The organism is Candidatus Thalassolituus haligoni (genome assembly GCF_041222825.1).
In the GTDB taxonomy this organism is placed as follows: Bacteria; Pseudomonadota; Gammaproteobacteria; order Pseudomonadales; family Oceanobacteraceae; genus Oceanobacter; species Oceanobacter antarcticus.
Window position 1 is genome coordinate 4,103,136 of the sequence record NZ_CP139482.1, and the last position, 16,728, is coordinate 4,119,863.

General features: G+C 55.9%; 18 protein-coding genes and 1 riboswitch. Of the genes, 16 read left to right on the forward strand and 2 right to left on the reverse strand.

Annotated elements, in window-relative coordinates; all coding sequences use genetic code 11:
- The first annotated feature begins 260 nt into the window (after positions 1–260).
- From pyk to SOJ49_RS18595, 9 genes are all read left to right on the forward strand, one after another.
- Positions 261–1,697 (forward strand): pyruvate kinase, encoded by a 1,437-nt coding sequence (gene pyk, locus SOJ49_RS18555; protein ID WP_369855971.1) that lies wholly within the window; start codon positions 261–263, stop codon positions 1,695–1,697.
- 118 nt (positions 1,698–1,815) lie between these two features.
- A riboswitch (molybdenum cofactor riboswitch) is annotated at positions 1,816–1,988 on the forward strand.
- Positions 1,976–2,965, forward strand: a complete 990-nt coding sequence (gene moaA / locus SOJ49_RS18560) for a GTP 3',8-cyclase MoaA (RefSeq protein WP_369855972.1) — start codon at positions 1,976–1,978, stop codon at positions 2,963–2,965. Its footprint overlaps the riboswitch before it by 13 nt.
- A 32-nt stretch (positions 2,966–2,997) precedes the next feature.
- On the forward strand, positions 2,998–3,615 hold the full coding sequence (locus tag SOJ49_RS18565) for a molybdenum cofactor guanylyltransferase (RefSeq protein WP_369855973.1): 618 nt from the start codon (positions 2,998–3,000) through the stop codon (positions 3,613–3,615).
- A 5-nt stretch (positions 3,616–3,620) separates the two neighbouring features.
- Positions 3,621–4,166, forward strand: coding sequence for a molybdenum cofactor biosynthesis protein B (moaB, locus tag SOJ49_RS18570; RefSeq protein ID WP_369855974.1), 546 nt, complete (start codon positions 3,621–3,623; stop codon positions 4,164–4,166).
- Between the two features lie 144 nt (positions 4,167–4,310).
- Entirely contained in the window at positions 4,311–4,769 is a 459-nt protein-coding gene (gene moaC / locus SOJ49_RS18575; protein ID WP_369858087.1) for a cyclic pyranopterin monophosphate synthase MoaC, read from the forward strand.
- Positions 4,766–5,017 (forward strand): MoaD/ThiS family protein, encoded by a 252-nt coding sequence (locus SOJ49_RS18580; protein ID WP_369855975.1) that lies wholly within the window; start codon positions 4,766–4,768, stop codon positions 5,015–5,017. The genes moaC and SOJ49_RS18580 overlap by 4 nt, the downstream gene beginning before the upstream one ends.
- A 2-nt stretch (positions 5,018–5,019) precedes the next feature.
- Entirely contained in the window at positions 5,020–5,517 is a 498-nt protein-coding gene (gene moaE, locus SOJ49_RS18585) for a molybdopterin synthase catalytic subunit MoaE (RefSeq protein WP_369855976.1), read from the forward strand.
- Positions 5,518–5,593: 76 nt separating this feature from the next.
- Entirely contained in the window at positions 5,594–6,055 is a 462-nt protein-coding gene (locus SOJ49_RS18590; RefSeq protein WP_369855977.1) for an isoprenylcysteine carboxylmethyltransferase family protein, read from the forward strand.
- Between the two features lie 75 nt (positions 6,056–6,130).
- Positions 6,131–6,943, forward strand: coding sequence for a class III extradiol ring-cleavage dioxygenase (locus SOJ49_RS18595; RefSeq protein ID WP_369855978.1), 813 nt, complete (start codon positions 6,131–6,133; stop codon positions 6,941–6,943).
- Positions 6,944–7,050: 107 nt separating this feature from the next.
- On the opposite strand, the gene SOJ49_RS18600 is transcribed toward SOJ49_RS18595, so the two are convergent.
- Together SOJ49_RS18600 and SOJ49_RS18605 are read right to left on the reverse strand one after the other, a co-directional pair.
- Entirely contained in the window at positions 7,051–8,166 is a 1,116-nt protein-coding gene (locus tag SOJ49_RS18600) for a PilT/PilU family type 4a pilus ATPase (RefSeq protein ID WP_369855979.1), read from the reverse strand.
- A gap of 34 nt (positions 8,167–8,200) precedes the next feature.
- Positions 8,201–9,235, reverse strand: a complete 1,035-nt coding sequence (locus SOJ49_RS18605; protein ID WP_369855980.1) for a type IV pilus twitching motility protein PilT — start codon at positions 9,233–9,235, stop codon at positions 8,201–8,203.
- Positions 9,236–9,383: 148 nt separating this feature from the next.
- On the opposite strand from SOJ49_RS18605, the gene SOJ49_RS18610 reads away from it, so the two are divergent.
- From SOJ49_RS18610 to ubiB, 7 genes are all read left to right on the forward strand, one after another.
- On the forward strand, positions 9,384–10,088 hold the full coding sequence (locus tag SOJ49_RS18610; protein ID WP_369855981.1) for a YggS family pyridoxal phosphate-dependent enzyme: 705 nt from the start codon (positions 9,384–9,386) through the stop codon (positions 10,086–10,088).
- Positions 10,089–10,121: 33 nt separating this feature from the next.
- The gene (proC, locus tag SOJ49_RS18615) at positions 10,122–10,940 is read left to right on the forward strand and encodes a pyrroline-5-carboxylate reductase (RefSeq protein ID WP_369855982.1); all 819 of its coding nucleotides are present in this window, start codon (positions 10,122–10,124) and stop codon (positions 10,938–10,940) included.
- Between the two features lie 57 nt (positions 10,941–10,997).
- Entirely contained in the window at positions 10,998–11,588 is a 591-nt protein-coding gene (locus SOJ49_RS18620) for a YggT family protein (protein WP_369855983.1), read from the forward strand.
- 149 nt (positions 11,589–11,737) lie between these two features.
- Entirely contained in the window at positions 11,738–13,513 is a 1,776-nt protein-coding gene (gene dauA, locus SOJ49_RS18625) for a C4-dicarboxylic acid transporter DauA (RefSeq protein ID WP_369855984.1), read from the forward strand.
- Between the two features lie 104 nt (positions 13,514–13,617).
- Complete coding sequence (gene ubiE / locus SOJ49_RS18630; protein WP_369855985.1) at positions 13,618–14,379, forward strand: bifunctional demethylmenaquinone methyltransferase/2-methoxy-6-polyprenyl-1,4-benzoquinol methylase UbiE; 762 nt, start codon at positions 13,618–13,620, stop codon at positions 14,377–14,379.
- Positions 14,379–15,083 (forward strand): SCP2 domain-containing protein, encoded by a 705-nt coding sequence (locus SOJ49_RS18635; RefSeq protein WP_369855986.1) that lies wholly within the window; start codon positions 14,379–14,381, stop codon positions 15,081–15,083. The genes ubiE and SOJ49_RS18635 overlap by 1 nt, the downstream gene beginning before the upstream one ends.
- A 3-nt stretch (positions 15,084–15,086) precedes the next feature.
- Positions 15,087–16,724: a ubiquinone biosynthesis regulatory protein kinase UbiB gene (gene ubiB, locus SOJ49_RS18640; protein ID WP_369855987.1), complete on the forward strand. Its 1,638-nt coding sequence runs from the start codon at positions 15,087–15,089 to the stop codon at positions 16,722–16,724.
- The last annotated feature ends 4 nt before the right edge of the window (positions 16,725–16,728 follow it).

Sequence of the window (16,728 nt, forward strand, 5' to 3'; positions counted from 1 at the left end):
TCAAGAACCTCCGTGCGTTCAAACCACAACAGCTGCGCGCTAGAAAGGTGCGAAAAACACCGACATTCGCCCCAGAAAAGAGCAACGATTCATTCTTAATGCACCGGCCACAGGTAATCGAACAAACCCTGGGCAAAATCAGTATAAACACGCTGAAATCACTGCAGTTGTTACATACATGTAAAGATTCCGCACCACTCTTGATAGATAATACTTTGGTATCACACCATGCACCCCACCGTTCGCCCAGGAGATTCTTCATGCTAAGACGCACCAAAATTGTGGCCACCCTTGGCCCCGCCACCAATACAGATGAAAAAATCGAACAGCTGATCGCAGCGGGCGCCGATGTATTCCGTCTCAACTTTTCTCATGGTGATGCCGATGACCACCGCGACCGTGCCGCCATGGTGCGCCGTGCGGCGAAAAAACTGGATCGTCACGTGGCGATTCTGGGGGATTTACAAGGCCCGAAAATCCGCATTTCCCGCTTTGCTGAACAAAAAGTCCACCTTGATATCGGCCAGCCATTCGTACTGGATGCGACCCTCGACCGCGATGCCGGCAACAAAGAACAGGTCGGTATCGACTACAAGGCACTGATCGAAGACGCCAAGGTCGGTGACATCCTGCTGCTGGATGACGGTCGGGTCGAACTGGAAGTGACTGAAACCTTTCCAACCAAACTGAATACCCGCGTTCGTATTGGCGGCTGGTTGTCGAACAACAAGGGCATCAACCGACTGGGTGGTGGCCTGTCCGCCAAAGCCCTGACCGACAAGGACAAGATTGACATCCAGCTGGCGTCCGAGCTACTGGTCGATTACCTCGCCGTCTCCTTCCCGCGTGACGAAAATGACATGATCGAAGCCCGCGAACTGCTGACTGCCGCTGGCGGCCATGCGGGTCTGGTATCCAAAATCGAACGCGCCGAATGCGTTGCCGACGATGCCGTACTGGATGGCATTATCCGCGCTTCCGATGCCGTAATGGTCGCTCGTGGAGACCTCGCCGTAGAAATCGGCGATGCCGAACTGGTTGGCGTACAGAAAAAAATCATTGCCCGTTCGCGCCAGCTGAACAAGCCGGTCATCACTGCGACCCAGATGATGGAATCCATGATCGACAGCCCGATGCCAACTCGTGCCGAAGTCTCCGACGTCGCCAACGCGGTATTGGACTATACCGATGCCGTTATGCTGTCAGCCGAAACCGCCGCTGGTGATTACCCGGTTGAAGCGGTTGCCGCCATGACCCGCATCATCATGGGCGCCGAGCGTCATCCACTGGCCAAGCGCTCCAAGCACCGGCTCTACGAAGACTTTCACGACATCGATGAAACCATCGCCCTGTCTGCCATGTATGCCGCCAATCATCTGGTCGGCGTCAAGGCGATTATTTCCCTGACCGAAACCGGTGCAACACCACGGCTGATGTCACGTTTGCGTTCAGCCTTGCCGATCTTTGCCTTCTGCCGTCGGGAAGACACCCAATCGCGCGTCGCTCTCTATCGCGGCGTGCAAACCGTGCCTTTTTATGCCGATCAACTGGAACCGGATGCCATTAACCCGGCCGCCATCGCCATCCTCAAGGAAACTGGCGAAGTCAGCAGCGGCGACTACGTTGTGATCACCCGTGGCGACTACCTCAACGCCCAGGGTGGCACCAATACCATGAAGATTGTCCGCGTCGACTGACGTTTGTTTGGCCCGGCGCTGCACTCTTGCTGCTCAGCCGGGCAACCTCCCCCTCCTGCAAGACACCCAGCTCCCCATTTCTGGTCGCTACATATTTGCGGTCAAAGCGCATACACTGACAACTTACAAACGCCGAGCTGCTGTCTCTAACAGGCTGTGAATAACACCTCATGACGCTTCAGCCGTGGCACTGATCCCACAGGATCAGCGGGCATAACGCCCCTGCCACCAGGGTTCTGTGGGAAACCACCGGGCCTCCCGTATTTGGAAAGGTGTATATGACCCACTATGAACCCGGATTGAGCGACCGCTTTGGTCGCCGTTTCAGCTATCTGCGCCTGTCGGTTACCGATGTGTGCAATTTTCGTTGTCACTACTGTTTACCCGATGGCTATCAGAAAACTGATCAGCCAGAACCGCTGACGCTGGCAGAAATCGCCCCACTGCTGCAAACATTTGCCCAACTGGGAACACGCAAAGTGCGTATTACCGGTGGCGAACCCAGTGTGCGCAAGGATCTCACCGAGATCATTGACCTCACTGCCCGCACTCCTGGCATCGAGCAGGTCGCACTCACCACCAATGGCTACCGGCTGGCAGATCAGATTGATGACTGGCACCGTGCCGGACTGCAACGGCTGAACCTCAGCATCGACAGCCTCGACCCGGAGCAGTTTGGTGCCATTACCGGCTACCACCATCTCGATCGAATTCTGGCGGGTCTTGAGCGCGCTCTGACCCTGGGGCTGGACGTCAAGATCAATGCCGTGCTGTTGCGTGGATTCAATACCGAACGCTTGCAACAGTTCCTCGACTGGATCAAAGACACGCCAGTAACCCTGCGGTTTATCGAATTAATGGAAACCGGTAACAATCCGGTATTTTTCGCCGAGCACCATGTCAGCGGCGAAGCCATTCGACAACAGCTGCAGGCTTCAGGCTGGCAGGCCAAAACACGCGCCCAGCATGACGGCCCGGCACTGGAATTCACCCACTCCGCTTATCGTGGCAAACTGGGGCTGATCATGCCCTACAGCAAAGACTTCTGTGCCAGCTGTAATCGCCTGCGCATATCGTCACTGGGGAAATTGCATCTCTGCCTGTTTGGCGAACAAGGTTATGACGTACGACCGTTACTGCAGCCCGGCATCGCACCAGCGCAACTGGTGGCCGAACTGGAACAGTTGTTAGGGCTGAAACACGAAACCCATTACCTGCAAAGTGGCAATACCGGCGCGACCCGCCATTTTGCCATGCTGGGTGGCTAACACCGGGGTAAACCCCCGACTGCGGAGGCGATATGACAGCGAGAGTAACAACCGGGGTGATTCTGGCAGGAGGCGCCTCCCGTCGAATGGGACAAGACAAGGCGATGCTACCCGCCAGGGGCCACACCAGTTTGCTACACCACCAGGTTGCCCTGATGCAGCAACTCGGGCTGGAGCAGCTGTTTATCAGCCGCCATATCACCCTGCAAACACCCGCTGACCTGCAGCATTTGGTCATTAGCGACATCAATGACGAGTATCACGATGGCCCGCTGGCGGGCATTTTCAGCATTGCCAAAGCCTGCCCGCAAGCAGAGGCCTTACTGGTCATGCCGGTCGACTTGCCACTGATGGATCTGGCCACCCTGCGCTACCTGCTGAATATTGGCGACGCCGACGATCGCGCCGTCTACTTCCTGCAGGAATATCTGCCGCTCTACCTGCCGTTATCAACCCGAATCCGGCAGTATCTGGAAGATCAACTGACACTGGCAACCGCCGATAAATCCATTCGAGGACTACTGAGCTATTGCCAGGCCTTATCGCTCCAGCCCGCCAATTCCACAGCACTGACCAATACCAATACCCATGAAGAATGGCTCGCCAGCCAACAGGTCAGCGCCACCCCTACAGTTATTGAACGTGAGTAATTCCAATGTCCAAAACCTTTACTGATCAATTTATAGCACTGAATATTGCCGTACTGACGGTTTCCGACAGCCGCACAGAAGAGAACGACACCAGCGGCCAACTGCTGGTCAGCCAACTGACCGAAGCTGGCCACCAGCTGGCGGACAAGCGTATTGTTATCGACGACAAGTACCAGCTACGAGCCACCGTCTCAGGCTGGATTGCGGATACCACGACCCAGGTGGTGCTGATAACTGGCGGCACCGGCTTCACCGAGCGCGACACCACACCAGACGCCATGATCCCGTTGTTTGACCAGACCATCGACGGCTTTGGGGAATTGTTCCGGCATATTTCCTACCAGCAAATCGGCACCTCCACGATCCAGAGCCGTGCCGTTGCCGGACTGGCCAACGGTACACTGATTTTCTGTATGCCCGGTTCCACCAACGCCTGCCGTACTGCCTGGGACGAGATCATTGCCAGCCAGTTGGACAGCCGCTTCAAGCCCTGCAATTTTGTACTGCGGCTGAAAAATACCGCCAATCAGCTGTGCGATAGTCGCGGCTGATACGTTTGAGGCCATCACTCCATGTCTAACGCTACGCCTGGGACTATGTCTGGAACTACCTCTGGAACTACGTCTGAAACAATATCTGACCCGTCGGAACACTCGGAAGAGTTTTCCCACGTTAACGCGCGCGGCGAAGCCAATATGGTCGATGTCAGCAACAAACTGCCGACCACCCGTGAAGCCCGCGCCGAGGGTTTCGTCAACATGTTGCCGGCCACCCTGGCCAAGATCCTGGCAGGAGACCACCACAAGGGCGACGTGTTTGCCGTTGCCCGTATCGCCGGGATCCAGGCAGCCAAACAAACCAGCCAGCTGATTCCCCTTTGCCACCCCTTAATGCTGAGCAAGGTCGCCGTTGAATTTGAACCACAGCCCGATCATACCCGGATTCGTATCACCAGCTACTGCAAACTCAGCGGCCAAACCGGTGTGGAAATGGAAGCCCTGACCGCCGTGACGGTAGCAGCCCTGACGCTGTTTGATATGTGTAAGGCCGTCGACCCAGGCATGACACTTGGCGGTATCCGGGTGCTGGAAAAACTTGGCGGTAAAACCGGCCACTGGCAAGCCGACACTACCGCAGCGCCGGAGGCATCATGATTCAAGTGTTGTTATTCGCCCGCTTGCGCGATCAGCTCGGCGCACCGGTCGTCAACCTGACGCTGTCAACGCCTGCCACCGTGCATGACCTGCGACAGGCGTTGCAACAACAGTTTGCCGAGCACGCAGACTCTCTGGCAGCCGGACAGGCCCTGGTCGCCATCAATCAGTCCTTAATCAATGATGAAACCGCCGTTATTCACAACGGTGACGAAGTGGCGCTGTTTCCACCCATGACGGGAGGTTGAGCATGGACGTGATCAAGGTACAAACTGACGACTTTACTGTTGCCGAAGAATACCAGCAGCTCTGCCAGACTAATCGCAACGACGGTGCCGTGGTCTTTTTTGTTGGTCGGGTACGTGAGCTGAATCAGCACGATTCCATATCCCGTCTGTTTCTGGAGCACTATCCCAGCATGACTGAACGCGCCTTGTCCGACATCGTCAGCGCTGCCCGAGCGCGCTGGTCATTGGGGCGTGTGCGGCTGATTCACCGGATTGGCGCGCTGGATATCGAAGACCAGATTGTTTTTGTCGGCGTCTCCAGTCCGCATCGTCAAAACGCCTTTGATGCTGCCGCTTTTATTATGGATTTTCTCAAAAGCCAGGCTCCCTTCTGGAAAAAGGAAACCCTCACCGCCGCAAGCGGAGCAGACGTATCGGAACGCTGGGTCGAAGCCCGCCACAGCGACACGCAAGCCCTACAGAAGTGGAATGACCTTGAGATGCCGGATTCGTTACCATAACCCGTCACGTTAATTCGTCACAATACATTGCGGTCAGCCTGACGCACCCTTGCCCTGACCAAAAGGACGACAACGCTTGAAACGACTGGAATTACTGATTCCCCCGCCACTGGTGGCCATGCTCATCGGACTGCTTATGTGGCTGATTTCCCCGAACCTGCCCACTCTGGCCCAGCTTGGCCTGATGGACAAAATTCTGGTGGGATGCTGTGTGACTGCCGGGCTGGGGTTGGATCTGATGGCACTGACCAGTTTTATCCGCCGCCGCACCACTATCAACCCGATGACGCCGGAAAAAACTTCCCGTCTGGTCAAAACCGGCATTTACCGCCATACCCGTAACCCCATGTACGTTGGTCTGCTGCTCAACCTCGCAGGCTGGGCGATTTACCTCACCCACGTACTGCCGCTGCTGCTGCTGCCGATATTTGTTTATTACCTCAATCGCTTCCAGATCGAACCGGAAGAACAGCGACTGGCAGAGCGTTTTGGAACAGAGTTCACCAGCTATCGGGATTCTGTCCCACGCTGGCTATGAGTAAACTGACAGGACTTTCGGGCCACTGCTTTCGCACTACCCGCTTTTCCTCAGAATTATTCGCTGGAGCTCAGTATGTCGCCGGTCAAAATGCCCACGGTTTTTATTCCCCATGGCGGAGGCCCATGGCCATTTGTGGATCTGCACGGGCGATTCGGCGACGATGAAATGCGCGCCCTGAGCCAGTTTCTGCGGCGCTACCCCGATACCCTGCCCCAACGGCCCAAAGCCTTGCTGGTCATTTCTGCACACTGGGAAGCACCGGTTATCACCTTGGGAACGTCACCTCATCCCCCCATGCTGTATGACTATTACAATTTTCCACCCGAATCCTACGACATCCAGTGGCCAGCCCCCGGTTATCCACAGCTCGCCCCACGGGTTGCCGAATTGCTCCATAAAGCGGGCTTTGCCACCGATGCCGACGACCAGCGCGGTTATGATCACGGTACTTTTGTACCACTGAAAGTGATGTTTCCAGATGCGGACATTCCAGTGCTGCAAATGTCGATGCTGCGTAGCATGAACCCGGCCCAGCACATTCAAATTGGCCAGGCGTTGCAGCCCTTACGAGAGGAAGGGATTCTGATCATTGGCAGCGGCATGTCGTTCCACAATCTGCGTCAGCTGCGCACACCGGCCTGCAAACAACTGTCCAAACCGTTTGACGAATGGCTGCAAGAGATCGCGCTGAAAACCCCTGAGGAACGAGAGCGCAAACTGTCAGACTGGGTCTCGGCACCCAACGCACGTCTGGTTCATCCGCGTGAAGAACACCTGATACCAATGATGGTGATTGCCGGAGCGGCGGGACAGGATCCTGGCCGTATTGTATTTAACGGCCTGTTTGGCGGTGCCTGGGTATCCGGTATCGAATACAGCCAATAATCAATACCCCCTGTCCAGAACGCCACGATCTATCGTGGTGACAGCGAATACCTTGCCTGACGGGATATATCCTCCTGACAGGCCGTGTCAAATAATTGAGAACGCCCCTAGTTTTCGAGTTTGAAACTCTTGCTCATGCCAACCAGATGCTCCGCATCGGTTTCCGATGCCAGCTTGATCATCAGTCGCAGATCGTTGGGTGAATCCGCATGCGCCAGCGCATCTTCATAGGTGATTTCGCCTTGCTCATACAATTGATACAAGGCCTGATCAAAGGTCTGCATCCCCATCTCGTTGGATTTTTTCATCAATGGCTTGAGCGCGTGTACATCACCCTTACGAATCAGATCCGATGCCAGTGGTGAGTTGATCAGTACTTCAATCACCGCCCGACGCGAACGGCCATCCGGCGTCGGTATCAGTTGCTGGGCAACAATCGCCTTCAGATTAAGCGATAAATCCATCCAGACCTGGCCATGCCGTTCCGGCGGAAAAAAGTGAATCACCCGTTCCAGCGCCTGGTTGGCGTTGTTGGCGTGTAACGTTGCCAGACACAAGTGACCCGTCTCGGCAAAGGTCACTGCACTCTCCATAATATCCGGTGAACGTACCTCGCCAATCATGATGACATCCGGTGCCTGACGCAGACAGTTCTTCAGCGCCACCTCAAAACTGGCGGTATCAAGGCCGACCTCACGCTGGGTGATGATGCAGCCGTCATGCTGATGGATATATTCAATCGGGTCTTCAATGCTGAGAATATGGCCCTTGCTGTTACGATTACGATGACCAATCATCGCCGCCAGCGACGTCGATTTGCCCGTTCCTGTCGCGCCGACAAACAGGATCAGGCCACGCTTGGTCATCGCCAGTTCCTTGATGATATCGGGCAAGCCAAGCTGGTCAACACCCGGAATCCGGGTCTCGATTCGCCGCAGCACCATGCCCGCGACGTTACGCTGATAAAACGCACTGGCGCGAAAACGCCCGATGCCTCGGGCATTAATGGCAAAATTCAGTTCCTTGGTGCTTTCAAACTCATCCTGCTGCTTGCTGTTCATCAACCCGAGCACGATATCCCGCGTTTGCTCCGCCGCCAGCGGCGATTTACCCAGCGGTAAAATCTGGCCATTCACCTTCATTGATGGCGCTACACCGGCTGTAATAAACAGATCCGATGCGCCTTTATCGACCATCAATCGTAGAAACTTGTCCATCGACATGACTGCTTACTCCATTGCGTCGAAATACACCGGCCTAGAAAGAATCCGGATTTTTGGCTTTTTCCCGCGCCGCTTCGCGAGAAATAAGACCACGGGCCAGCAACGTCTTGAGCGACTGATCCATGGTAATCATGCCGTAGGCTGCACCGGTCTGGATCGACGAATACATTTGCGCCACCTTGTCTTCACGAATCAGGTTACGAATCGCCGGTGTACCAATCATGATTTCGTGGGCCGCTACCCGGCCACCACCAACCCGCTTCAGCAAGGTCTGGGAAATGACCCCCTGCAGGGACTCCGACAGCATCGAACGTACCATCGATTTTTCTTCGGCCGGAAAAACGTCGACGATCCGGTCGATGGTCTTGGCCGCCGAGGTGGTGTGCAATGTGCCAAACACCACGTGACCGGTTTCTGCCGCCGTCAGCGCCAGCCGAATAGTTTCCAGGTCTCGCATCTCGCCCACCAGAATCACATCCGGGTCTTCCCGCAAGGCAGAGCGCAGGGATTCGTTAAAACCCAGAGTGTCACGGTGTACTTCGCGCTGGTTAATCAGGCTCTTTTTTGACTCGTGCACAAATTCGATCGGATCTTCAATGGTCAGGATGTGGTCGTGTTTGGTGTCGTTGATATAGTCGATGATGGCCGCCAGCGTCGTCGACTTGCCAGAACCGGTTGGCCCGGTCACCAGCACAATACCACGCGGTATATTAGCCAGATCCTTGAACACCTCGCCCATACCCAGCTGATCCATGTTCAGCACCTTGGATGGAATCGTCCGGAATACCGCACCGGCACCGCGATTCTGGTTAAAGGCGTTGACACGAAAACGGGCGACGCCGGGCACTTCGAAGGAAAAATCGGTTTCGAGATATTCTTCGAAATCCTTGCGCTGTTTATCGTTCATAATGTCGTACACCAGCGAGTGCACCTCTTTATGAGCCAGCGCCGGAACGTTTATCCGGCGGACATCGCCATCAACACGAATCATTGGGGGCAAGCCCGCCGACAAATGCAAATCCGAAGCGCCTTGTTTGGCACTGAATGCCAGCAATTCGGTAATATCCATCGCCTGTTCTCCTCTGTCGGCGCAACACAATATTCGTACAGCTGATATATGAGCCAGGTGACGGCATGGATCAACCTTTTATATGATTGTCATATGCCAGAGTATTCAACACTCTGAAAGACCACTCATCCTAACCAAAGTGTCACTAATGTCTACACTTGCTGAACACTACCAGAACGTCTGTCAACGTATCCGGCAAGCCTGCCAGAACAGTGGCCGGGCAAGCGAAGAAGTTACCCTGCTGGCGGTTAGCAAAACCAAGCCTGCCAGTATGGTGCAGGAATGTTACCAGCAGGGGCAGCGCCGCTTCGGAGAAAACTACTTGCAGGATGCCGTCGAAAAAATCACCGCCCTGGCCGGGCTGGCCGATATCGAATGGCATTTTATCGGGCCACTGCAGTCCAATAAAACTCGCGCCGTCGCCGAACATTTCCAGTGGATGGAGACACTGGATCGCGACAAGATCGCCCAGCGCCTGAACGAACAACGGCCAGATCATTTAGCGCCATTGAATGTCCTGATTCAGGTAAACATCAGTGCCGAGCCACAAAAGGCTGGCCTGGCACCCGCAGCGGTCGCCCAACTGGCCGCTATGGTAGACTCGCTGCCCCGCTTGCAGCTGCGCGGGCTGATGTGCATCCCGGAAGCCAGCGAACACGAGTCGATATTGGTCGGCCAGTTTCAACAGATGCGGCTATTATTTGAAGACTTGCAACAGCAGTACCCGACGATCGACACACTGTCGATGGGTATGTCGAATGACCTGGAACTGGCAGTCCGCCATGGCGCAACCCAGGTACGGATCGGCACTGATATTTTTGGTGCACGTAACGAACAGCCGGGTGTGGCCTGACGTTGACGCTCACGATAACAACAAGGATTCCCTATGACTCAAATTGCATTTATTGGTGGTGGCAACATGGCAACCGCCATTATTGGTGGTCTGCTGCGCCAGGGGGACCTGTCTGCCCAGCTGATCCAGGTCAGTGATCCTGGCGAAGACAAGCGTCAGACACTGGCCAACACTTTTGGCATCCAGACCTTTGCCGACAACCTGGAAGCAATTCGTAACGCTGATACCGTGATTCTGGCAGTCAAGCCACAAATGATGAAAGGCGTTCTGCAACCACTGCGGGAAACCCTCAAGACGCGACAGCCGTTGCTGGTGTCGATCGCCGCCGGTATTACCCTCAGTAACCTGTCACAGTGGAGTGGCTGCAACGCCATCGTCCGTTGTATGCCCAACACTCCAGCGTTGCTCGGAGCCGGTGCCACCGGACTGATCGCCAGTGACGGGGTCAGCATCAACCAGCGTAACGGTGCCGATCGCCTGCTGCAGGCAACGGGATCCACCGTGTGGTTAAAAGACGAGCAGGAACTCGACATCGTCACCGCACTCTCAGGCAGCGGCCCGGCCTATTACTTCCTGATGATGGAAGCGATGATCGCCGCCGCAACCCGCTTGGGTCTGAGTGAAGACACCGCCCGTGCCCTGACCGTACAAACGGCCCTGGGTGCCGGTATGATGGCATCGCAGTCAGATGTTGGCCCCGCCGAATTACGCCGCCGGGTCACCTCGCCTGGAGGCACCACGGAGCGGGCAATATTCACCTTTGAAGGCGCTCATATTCGTGACATCGTGCAGGCGGCCATGTCGGCAGCCCAAGAGCGGGCGGCAGAAATGAACCGGGAACTGAGCGAATAACAGCGCTTTTCCTGACAAGACTATAATTGCAGTTTTCAAGCAACAAATGGAGTAAGCATGTCTCCCCTGTCACAAGTTGGTATGCTGCTGGTGAACACCATCGGCAGTATGGTATTGCTGGTTTTTTTGCTGCGTTTTTTACTGCAGCTGGTACGAGCGGATTTTTATAATCCGATTTCACAATTTATTCTGCGCTTTTCCAATCCGTTACTGATTCCGCTGCGGCGGGTTATTCCCGGTTTTGGTGGGCTGGATATCGCATCACTGGTACTGGCCTATCTCGCCCAGCTGCTGTTGATGATCGCTATCTTGCTGGTCGCTGGCCAATTTTCGTTGCCTTGGGGTTACCTGCTGGTATGGGCAGTGATTGGTTTGATGTCGCTGTGGCTTAATATTTATTTCTGGGGCTTGGTGATCATCGTCATCGCCTCCTGGATTGCCCCCAACAGCTACAACCCGGCATTGATTCTGATTAACCAGATTATCGAGCCTGCTATCCGGCCGATACGTAATGCCATGCCCAATCTTGGTGGTCTGGATCTGTCACCGATTATTGCTTTCCTGCTGATCCAGGTACTGCAAATCATGGTCATTGGCCAGCTCGCGGCCCTCACCGGCATGCCGCACGGCTTGGCAATGGGCATGTGAGCCGACGGCCCGGTATGCACTCGTTGGGCATACCGGGCCGGAACCTCACGGGCAGCAGATCAACGATTCCCTGAATACTTGACTTTCGTTCACCCAAACCGGCAGCACCGGCGTTATACTGCGTACCCCATTGCTGCCGGAGAGTCGCCGTGCCACATCGTGCATTTCTGTTTTCGCTGCGATTGGGCGATGCCCTGCGTCAGACCTGTTTTGAACGCCCTTATCGTCTGCCGCAACTGACAGGGGATCTGACTGCGGGCTTGACCGTAGGTATTATCGCCATCCCGCTGTCCATGGCCCTTGCTATTGCCAGCGGTGTCGCGCCGCAACACGGCTTGTACACCGCCATGATCGCCGGTCTGGTGATTGCCCTGGCTGGCGGTTCCCGTTTCAGTGTTTCCGGCCCGACAGCGGCTTTCGTGGTAATTCTGCTGCCGATTGCCCAGCAATTTGGCCTTGGTGGCTTGCTGATGGCAACGCTGATGTCCGGGGTGATTCTTATCGCCATGGCGCTGGCGCGTCTTGGCCGCCTGATTGAATACATTCCCGAAGCCGTCACCCTCGGCTTTACTGCCGGTATCGCCGTTGTAATTGCCACCCTGCAAATAGACGATCTGCTCGGCCTCGGCCTGGGGCCGTTGTCTGGCCACTATTGGCAAAAGGCCACCATGTTGGTGACCAGCCTTGGCCAAACGCACTGGCCCAGCCTGGTGACCGGCGCGGTAACGCTGACGGTATTGCTCGGCTGGCATCGCCTCGGCCGCCGATTTCCCGCACATCTTCCGGCACTGCTGGCCGGTACTGGCGTTGCCCTGTTACTGCAAGCGGCCGGGTATGACATTGCCAGCATCGGCTCCCGCTTCAGTTTTACCTGGCCAGATGGCTCCGCCGGTCAGGGAATTCCTCCCTTCTGGCCCGAGTTCGCCTGGCCATGGCAGGTCGCGGATGCCAACGGCCAAGTGCCACAATGGAACTGGGCCATGGTGCAAGCCTTACTGCCAGCGGCGTTTTCCATCGCCATGCTGGGTGCTATCGAATCCTTGCTCTGTGCCGTGGTGCTGGATGGTATGACCCAGACCCGCCACAGCGCCAACAGTGAACTGCTGGGTCAGGGATTAGGTAACATGCTGGTGCCTTTTTTTGGAGGCATTACCGCCACCGCAGCGATTGCCCGTTCGGCGGCCAATTTCCGCGCGGGAGCCAGTTCACCACTGGCCGCAGTGACCCACGCCATTGTGGTGATGATCGGCCTGCTCCTGCTGGCACCCGTTCTGGCTCACTTGCCGATGGCGGCCATGGCAGCGTTACTCTTGATGGTGGCCTGGAATATTTCCGAAGCCCCTAAACTGGTTCACTTTATTCGCACCGCTCCGCGCTCCGATATTCTGGTTCTGATTACCTGTTTTTCCCTCACGGTGCTGTTCGATATGGTCATCGCCATTGCTGTCGGTATTGTGTTGGCAGCGCTGCTGTTTGTACAGAATGTGGCCGCCATGACACGCTGTGTCGATATCAGCGACCATAGCCGGCTGATTCCTGCGCCACTGCCGCCGGGCTGGCGCGTTTATAAAATCAACGGGCCACTGTTTTTTGCCGCTGCCGACCGTTTGTTTGGTGAACTACTGACCGCGCTGGAACACAGCAACAACCCGCTGCCGACCAAGACGGATAAAATCTGCGGCCTGGTACTGTATATGGATGCCGTCACCCTGCTGGATGCCGGGGGCCTGGCCGCACTCGACCGCTTTATTGAGCAATGTCAGCAGCATGCGGTGCAGCTGGTACTGGCCGACCTGCAGTTTCAACCGTTAAAAACCCTGGCGCGGGCCGGAACGATCCGCAACTCGGAGCAATTGCACTTTGCACCAACCCTGACCGATGCCCTCGACTGGATCAGTCGCTCCGATAACTACTCACCGGTTTAACTGAACCACTTACCGATTTAATAGCGCTGTGCCACAAACGGGCACAGCGCAAGACTTTCGCCGCGCGCATGGCTAAAATGGCCGACCACGTTTGGAGGTGCCCAATGTCGCAACAACGGCCGGATCAAAAAACCACCCATTTTGGCTATAAAACCGTCGCTACCGACGAAAAACAGGCGATGGTGGCCGATGTCTTTCACTCGGTGGCCGCCAAGTACGATCTGATGAACGACCTGATGTCGTTCGGGGTGCATCGCCTGTGGAAACGCATCACCATTGAGATGAGCGGTGTTCGTCCTGGCAACCAGGTGCTTGACCTGGCCGGAGGCACCGGTGACCTGACCAAAAAATTCGCCCGGATTGTCGGCCCCCAGGGCAAGGTAGTACTGGCAGACATCAATTCGTCCATGCTCAATGTCGGCCGCGACCGTCTGACCGATCAGGGTTATGTTGGCAATATTGAATACGTACAGGCCAATGCCGAATGCCTGCCGTTTGAAGACAACAGCTTCGATGTCGTCACCATCGCCTTTGGTTTACGTAACGTCACCGACAAGGATGCCGCACTGGCTTCGATGGCACGGGTATTAAAACCCGGCGGACGCCTGCTGGTACTGGAATTCTCCAAACCGACCAACCCGCTGATGAGCAAAGCGTACGACCTTTACTCTTTCTCGGCCTTGCCGTTTATGGGCAAGCTGGTTACCAATGATGCAGAAAGCTATCGGTATCTGGCGGAATCCATTCGTATGCACCCGGATCAGGAAACCCTTAAAGGCATGATGGAGACCGCCGGTCTGGTACGCTGTTCCTACCATAATCTGACCAGTGGCGTCGTCGCGCTGCACCGGGGAATCAAGCCCTGATGTTTTTTCTGCCAGCAGAACTCACTCACGCCCTGTGCCTACCATGGGAAGCGGCGATCAATCATGCTCTCAAATATGATCCCGCGACCCTGCAACAGCTGGAGCGCCATAACGGCCGTTTGATACATATCCGCTGCACCGGAACCGGAACGCTCTCTGTACGCATACTCGACCGTGGTGTGCAGCTGGGCATGACCCGCCTCGACCCCGCTAAAGACGACATGGCAACAGCCGATGTGACGCTGGCCGATGTCACCCTGACTGGCACCTTGCCTGACTTTGTCGCCTTAGCCCGCGCCAGCAACAAGGCCAGCGCGCTGATGTCGGGTTCGCTGGCGCTTGAGGGCGACACCGAACTGGCCATGGCAGTCAGTGGCCTGCTTGATCAACTCGATATCGACTGGGAAGCCATGCTCAGCCCGGTCACCGGCGGCCTGATCGCCCACCAGCTCGGCGAAGGCATTCGTAGCCTGATGAACTGGGGTAAATCAACCGGCAAGACCTTTGCCACTGCCGCCCATGATTACGCCGTCGATGAAGCCGGGCTGGTTGTATCCCAGGCAGAAATGAATGACAGCGCCGACCAGATCGACCAGTTAACACTGGCCGCCGACCGGGTGGCGGCACGCATCCAGCAGTTGGAAGCGGCGGCGGCAGCGAATGGCACCAACGGCAGCGCTCAGCCACACGTGGGAGAGGTATAAACCGTGTCGCGACTCTGGCGTTTATGGAAAATCCTGTTTGTCTTCACCAAATACCGCCTCGACAGCCTGATCCCGCTGCAGCACCTGCCGCCAGGTTTACGCGTCTTGTTATGGATTGCGCCATGGCGACTAAGCCCGGTGCCATCCAATCTCAGTCGCGGGGCTCGTCTGCGCCTGGCGCTTGAAGCCCTCGGCCCCATTTTTATCAAGTTTGGTCAGATCCTCTCAACCCGACCGGATCTGGTGCCAGAAGATATCGTGCAGGAACTCAAACGCCTGCAAGACAAGGTGCCGCCGTTTCCGGAAGATCAGGCGATTGCCCTGATCGAGGCTCAACTGGGCCAATCGGTGGAGCAGCTGTTTGCCGAATTTTCATCCACGCCACTGGCATCGGCGTCCATCGCCCAGGTACATACCGCCAAGTTGCACAATGGCAAGGACGTGGTGGTCAAAGTCGTGCGACCCAAAATCGAACACACGATAGAGCGGGACTTGCAGTTGCTGGAAACCATGGCCCGTCTGGCGGTGGCCTACTCCGCTGACGCCCGCCGCCTGAAACCGATGGAAATAGTGGATGATTATCGCCACACCATTTATGGCGAACTGAACCTGAAAATCGAAGCCTCCAACGCCACCCAGCTGCGACGTAATTTTGCCGGTTCCGATTACCTCTATATTCCTGAGGTTTACTGGGATTACACCCGCCCCAAGGTTATGGTCAGCGAACGCATCTACGGTATTCCCGTCGCCAATATCGAAGAACTGCGCGCCCAGGGCACCAATATGAAATTGCTCGCCGAGCGTGGTGTCGAGATCTTTTTTACCCAGGTCTTCCGCGACAGCTTTTTCCATGCCGATATGCACCCTGGCAATATCTTTGTCTCTCGCGAGCACCCGGAATCACCCCAATATATCGGCATCGACTGCGGCATCGTCGGCAGCCTGACGGATGAAGACCAGCATTACCTCGCCATGAACCTGCTGGCCTTTTTTAATCAGGATTATTATCAGGTCGCCCAGCTACACGTTGATTCCGGCTGGGTGCCTGCCACCACCAAGGTACACGATCTGGCCGCAGCGATTCGCAGTGTCTGCGAACCCATTTTCGAAAAGCCGCTGGCAGAGATTTCCTTTGGTCAGGTACTGATCCAGCTATTCAGTACCGCCCGGCGCTTTAACATGGAAGTGCAGCCACAACTGGTTTTATTGCAAAAAACCCTGCTCAATATCGAAGGTCTGGGCCGTCAGCTTTATCCACAACTGGACTTGTGGAGTACTGCCAAACCTTACCTGGAGCGTTGGGTGCGTGACCGCTTTGGCCCAAAAGCGGCGCTACAGGAACTCAAGCGCCAGCTGCCAACCTGGATCGAAAAAGCCCCAAAAATGCCGGGATTGATTCATGGCGCCCTGACCCGAATCAACCATATGGACGAAAACCAGCAACAACTGCAACGGGAAATCGTCGCGCTGCGGCAAGCGTTGGAGTATCAGAACCAGCAAAAACGCCATCATATTCTCGCCAGTCTGATGGGCGTCGGTGGTCTGTTTGTCTGGTGGCAAGCGGTTGCTTTGGGAATCCCGGATATTATCGGCATCAGCATCAGCGCGCTGGGGCTGCTCTGGATACTGCTCAAGGCCTGACGTC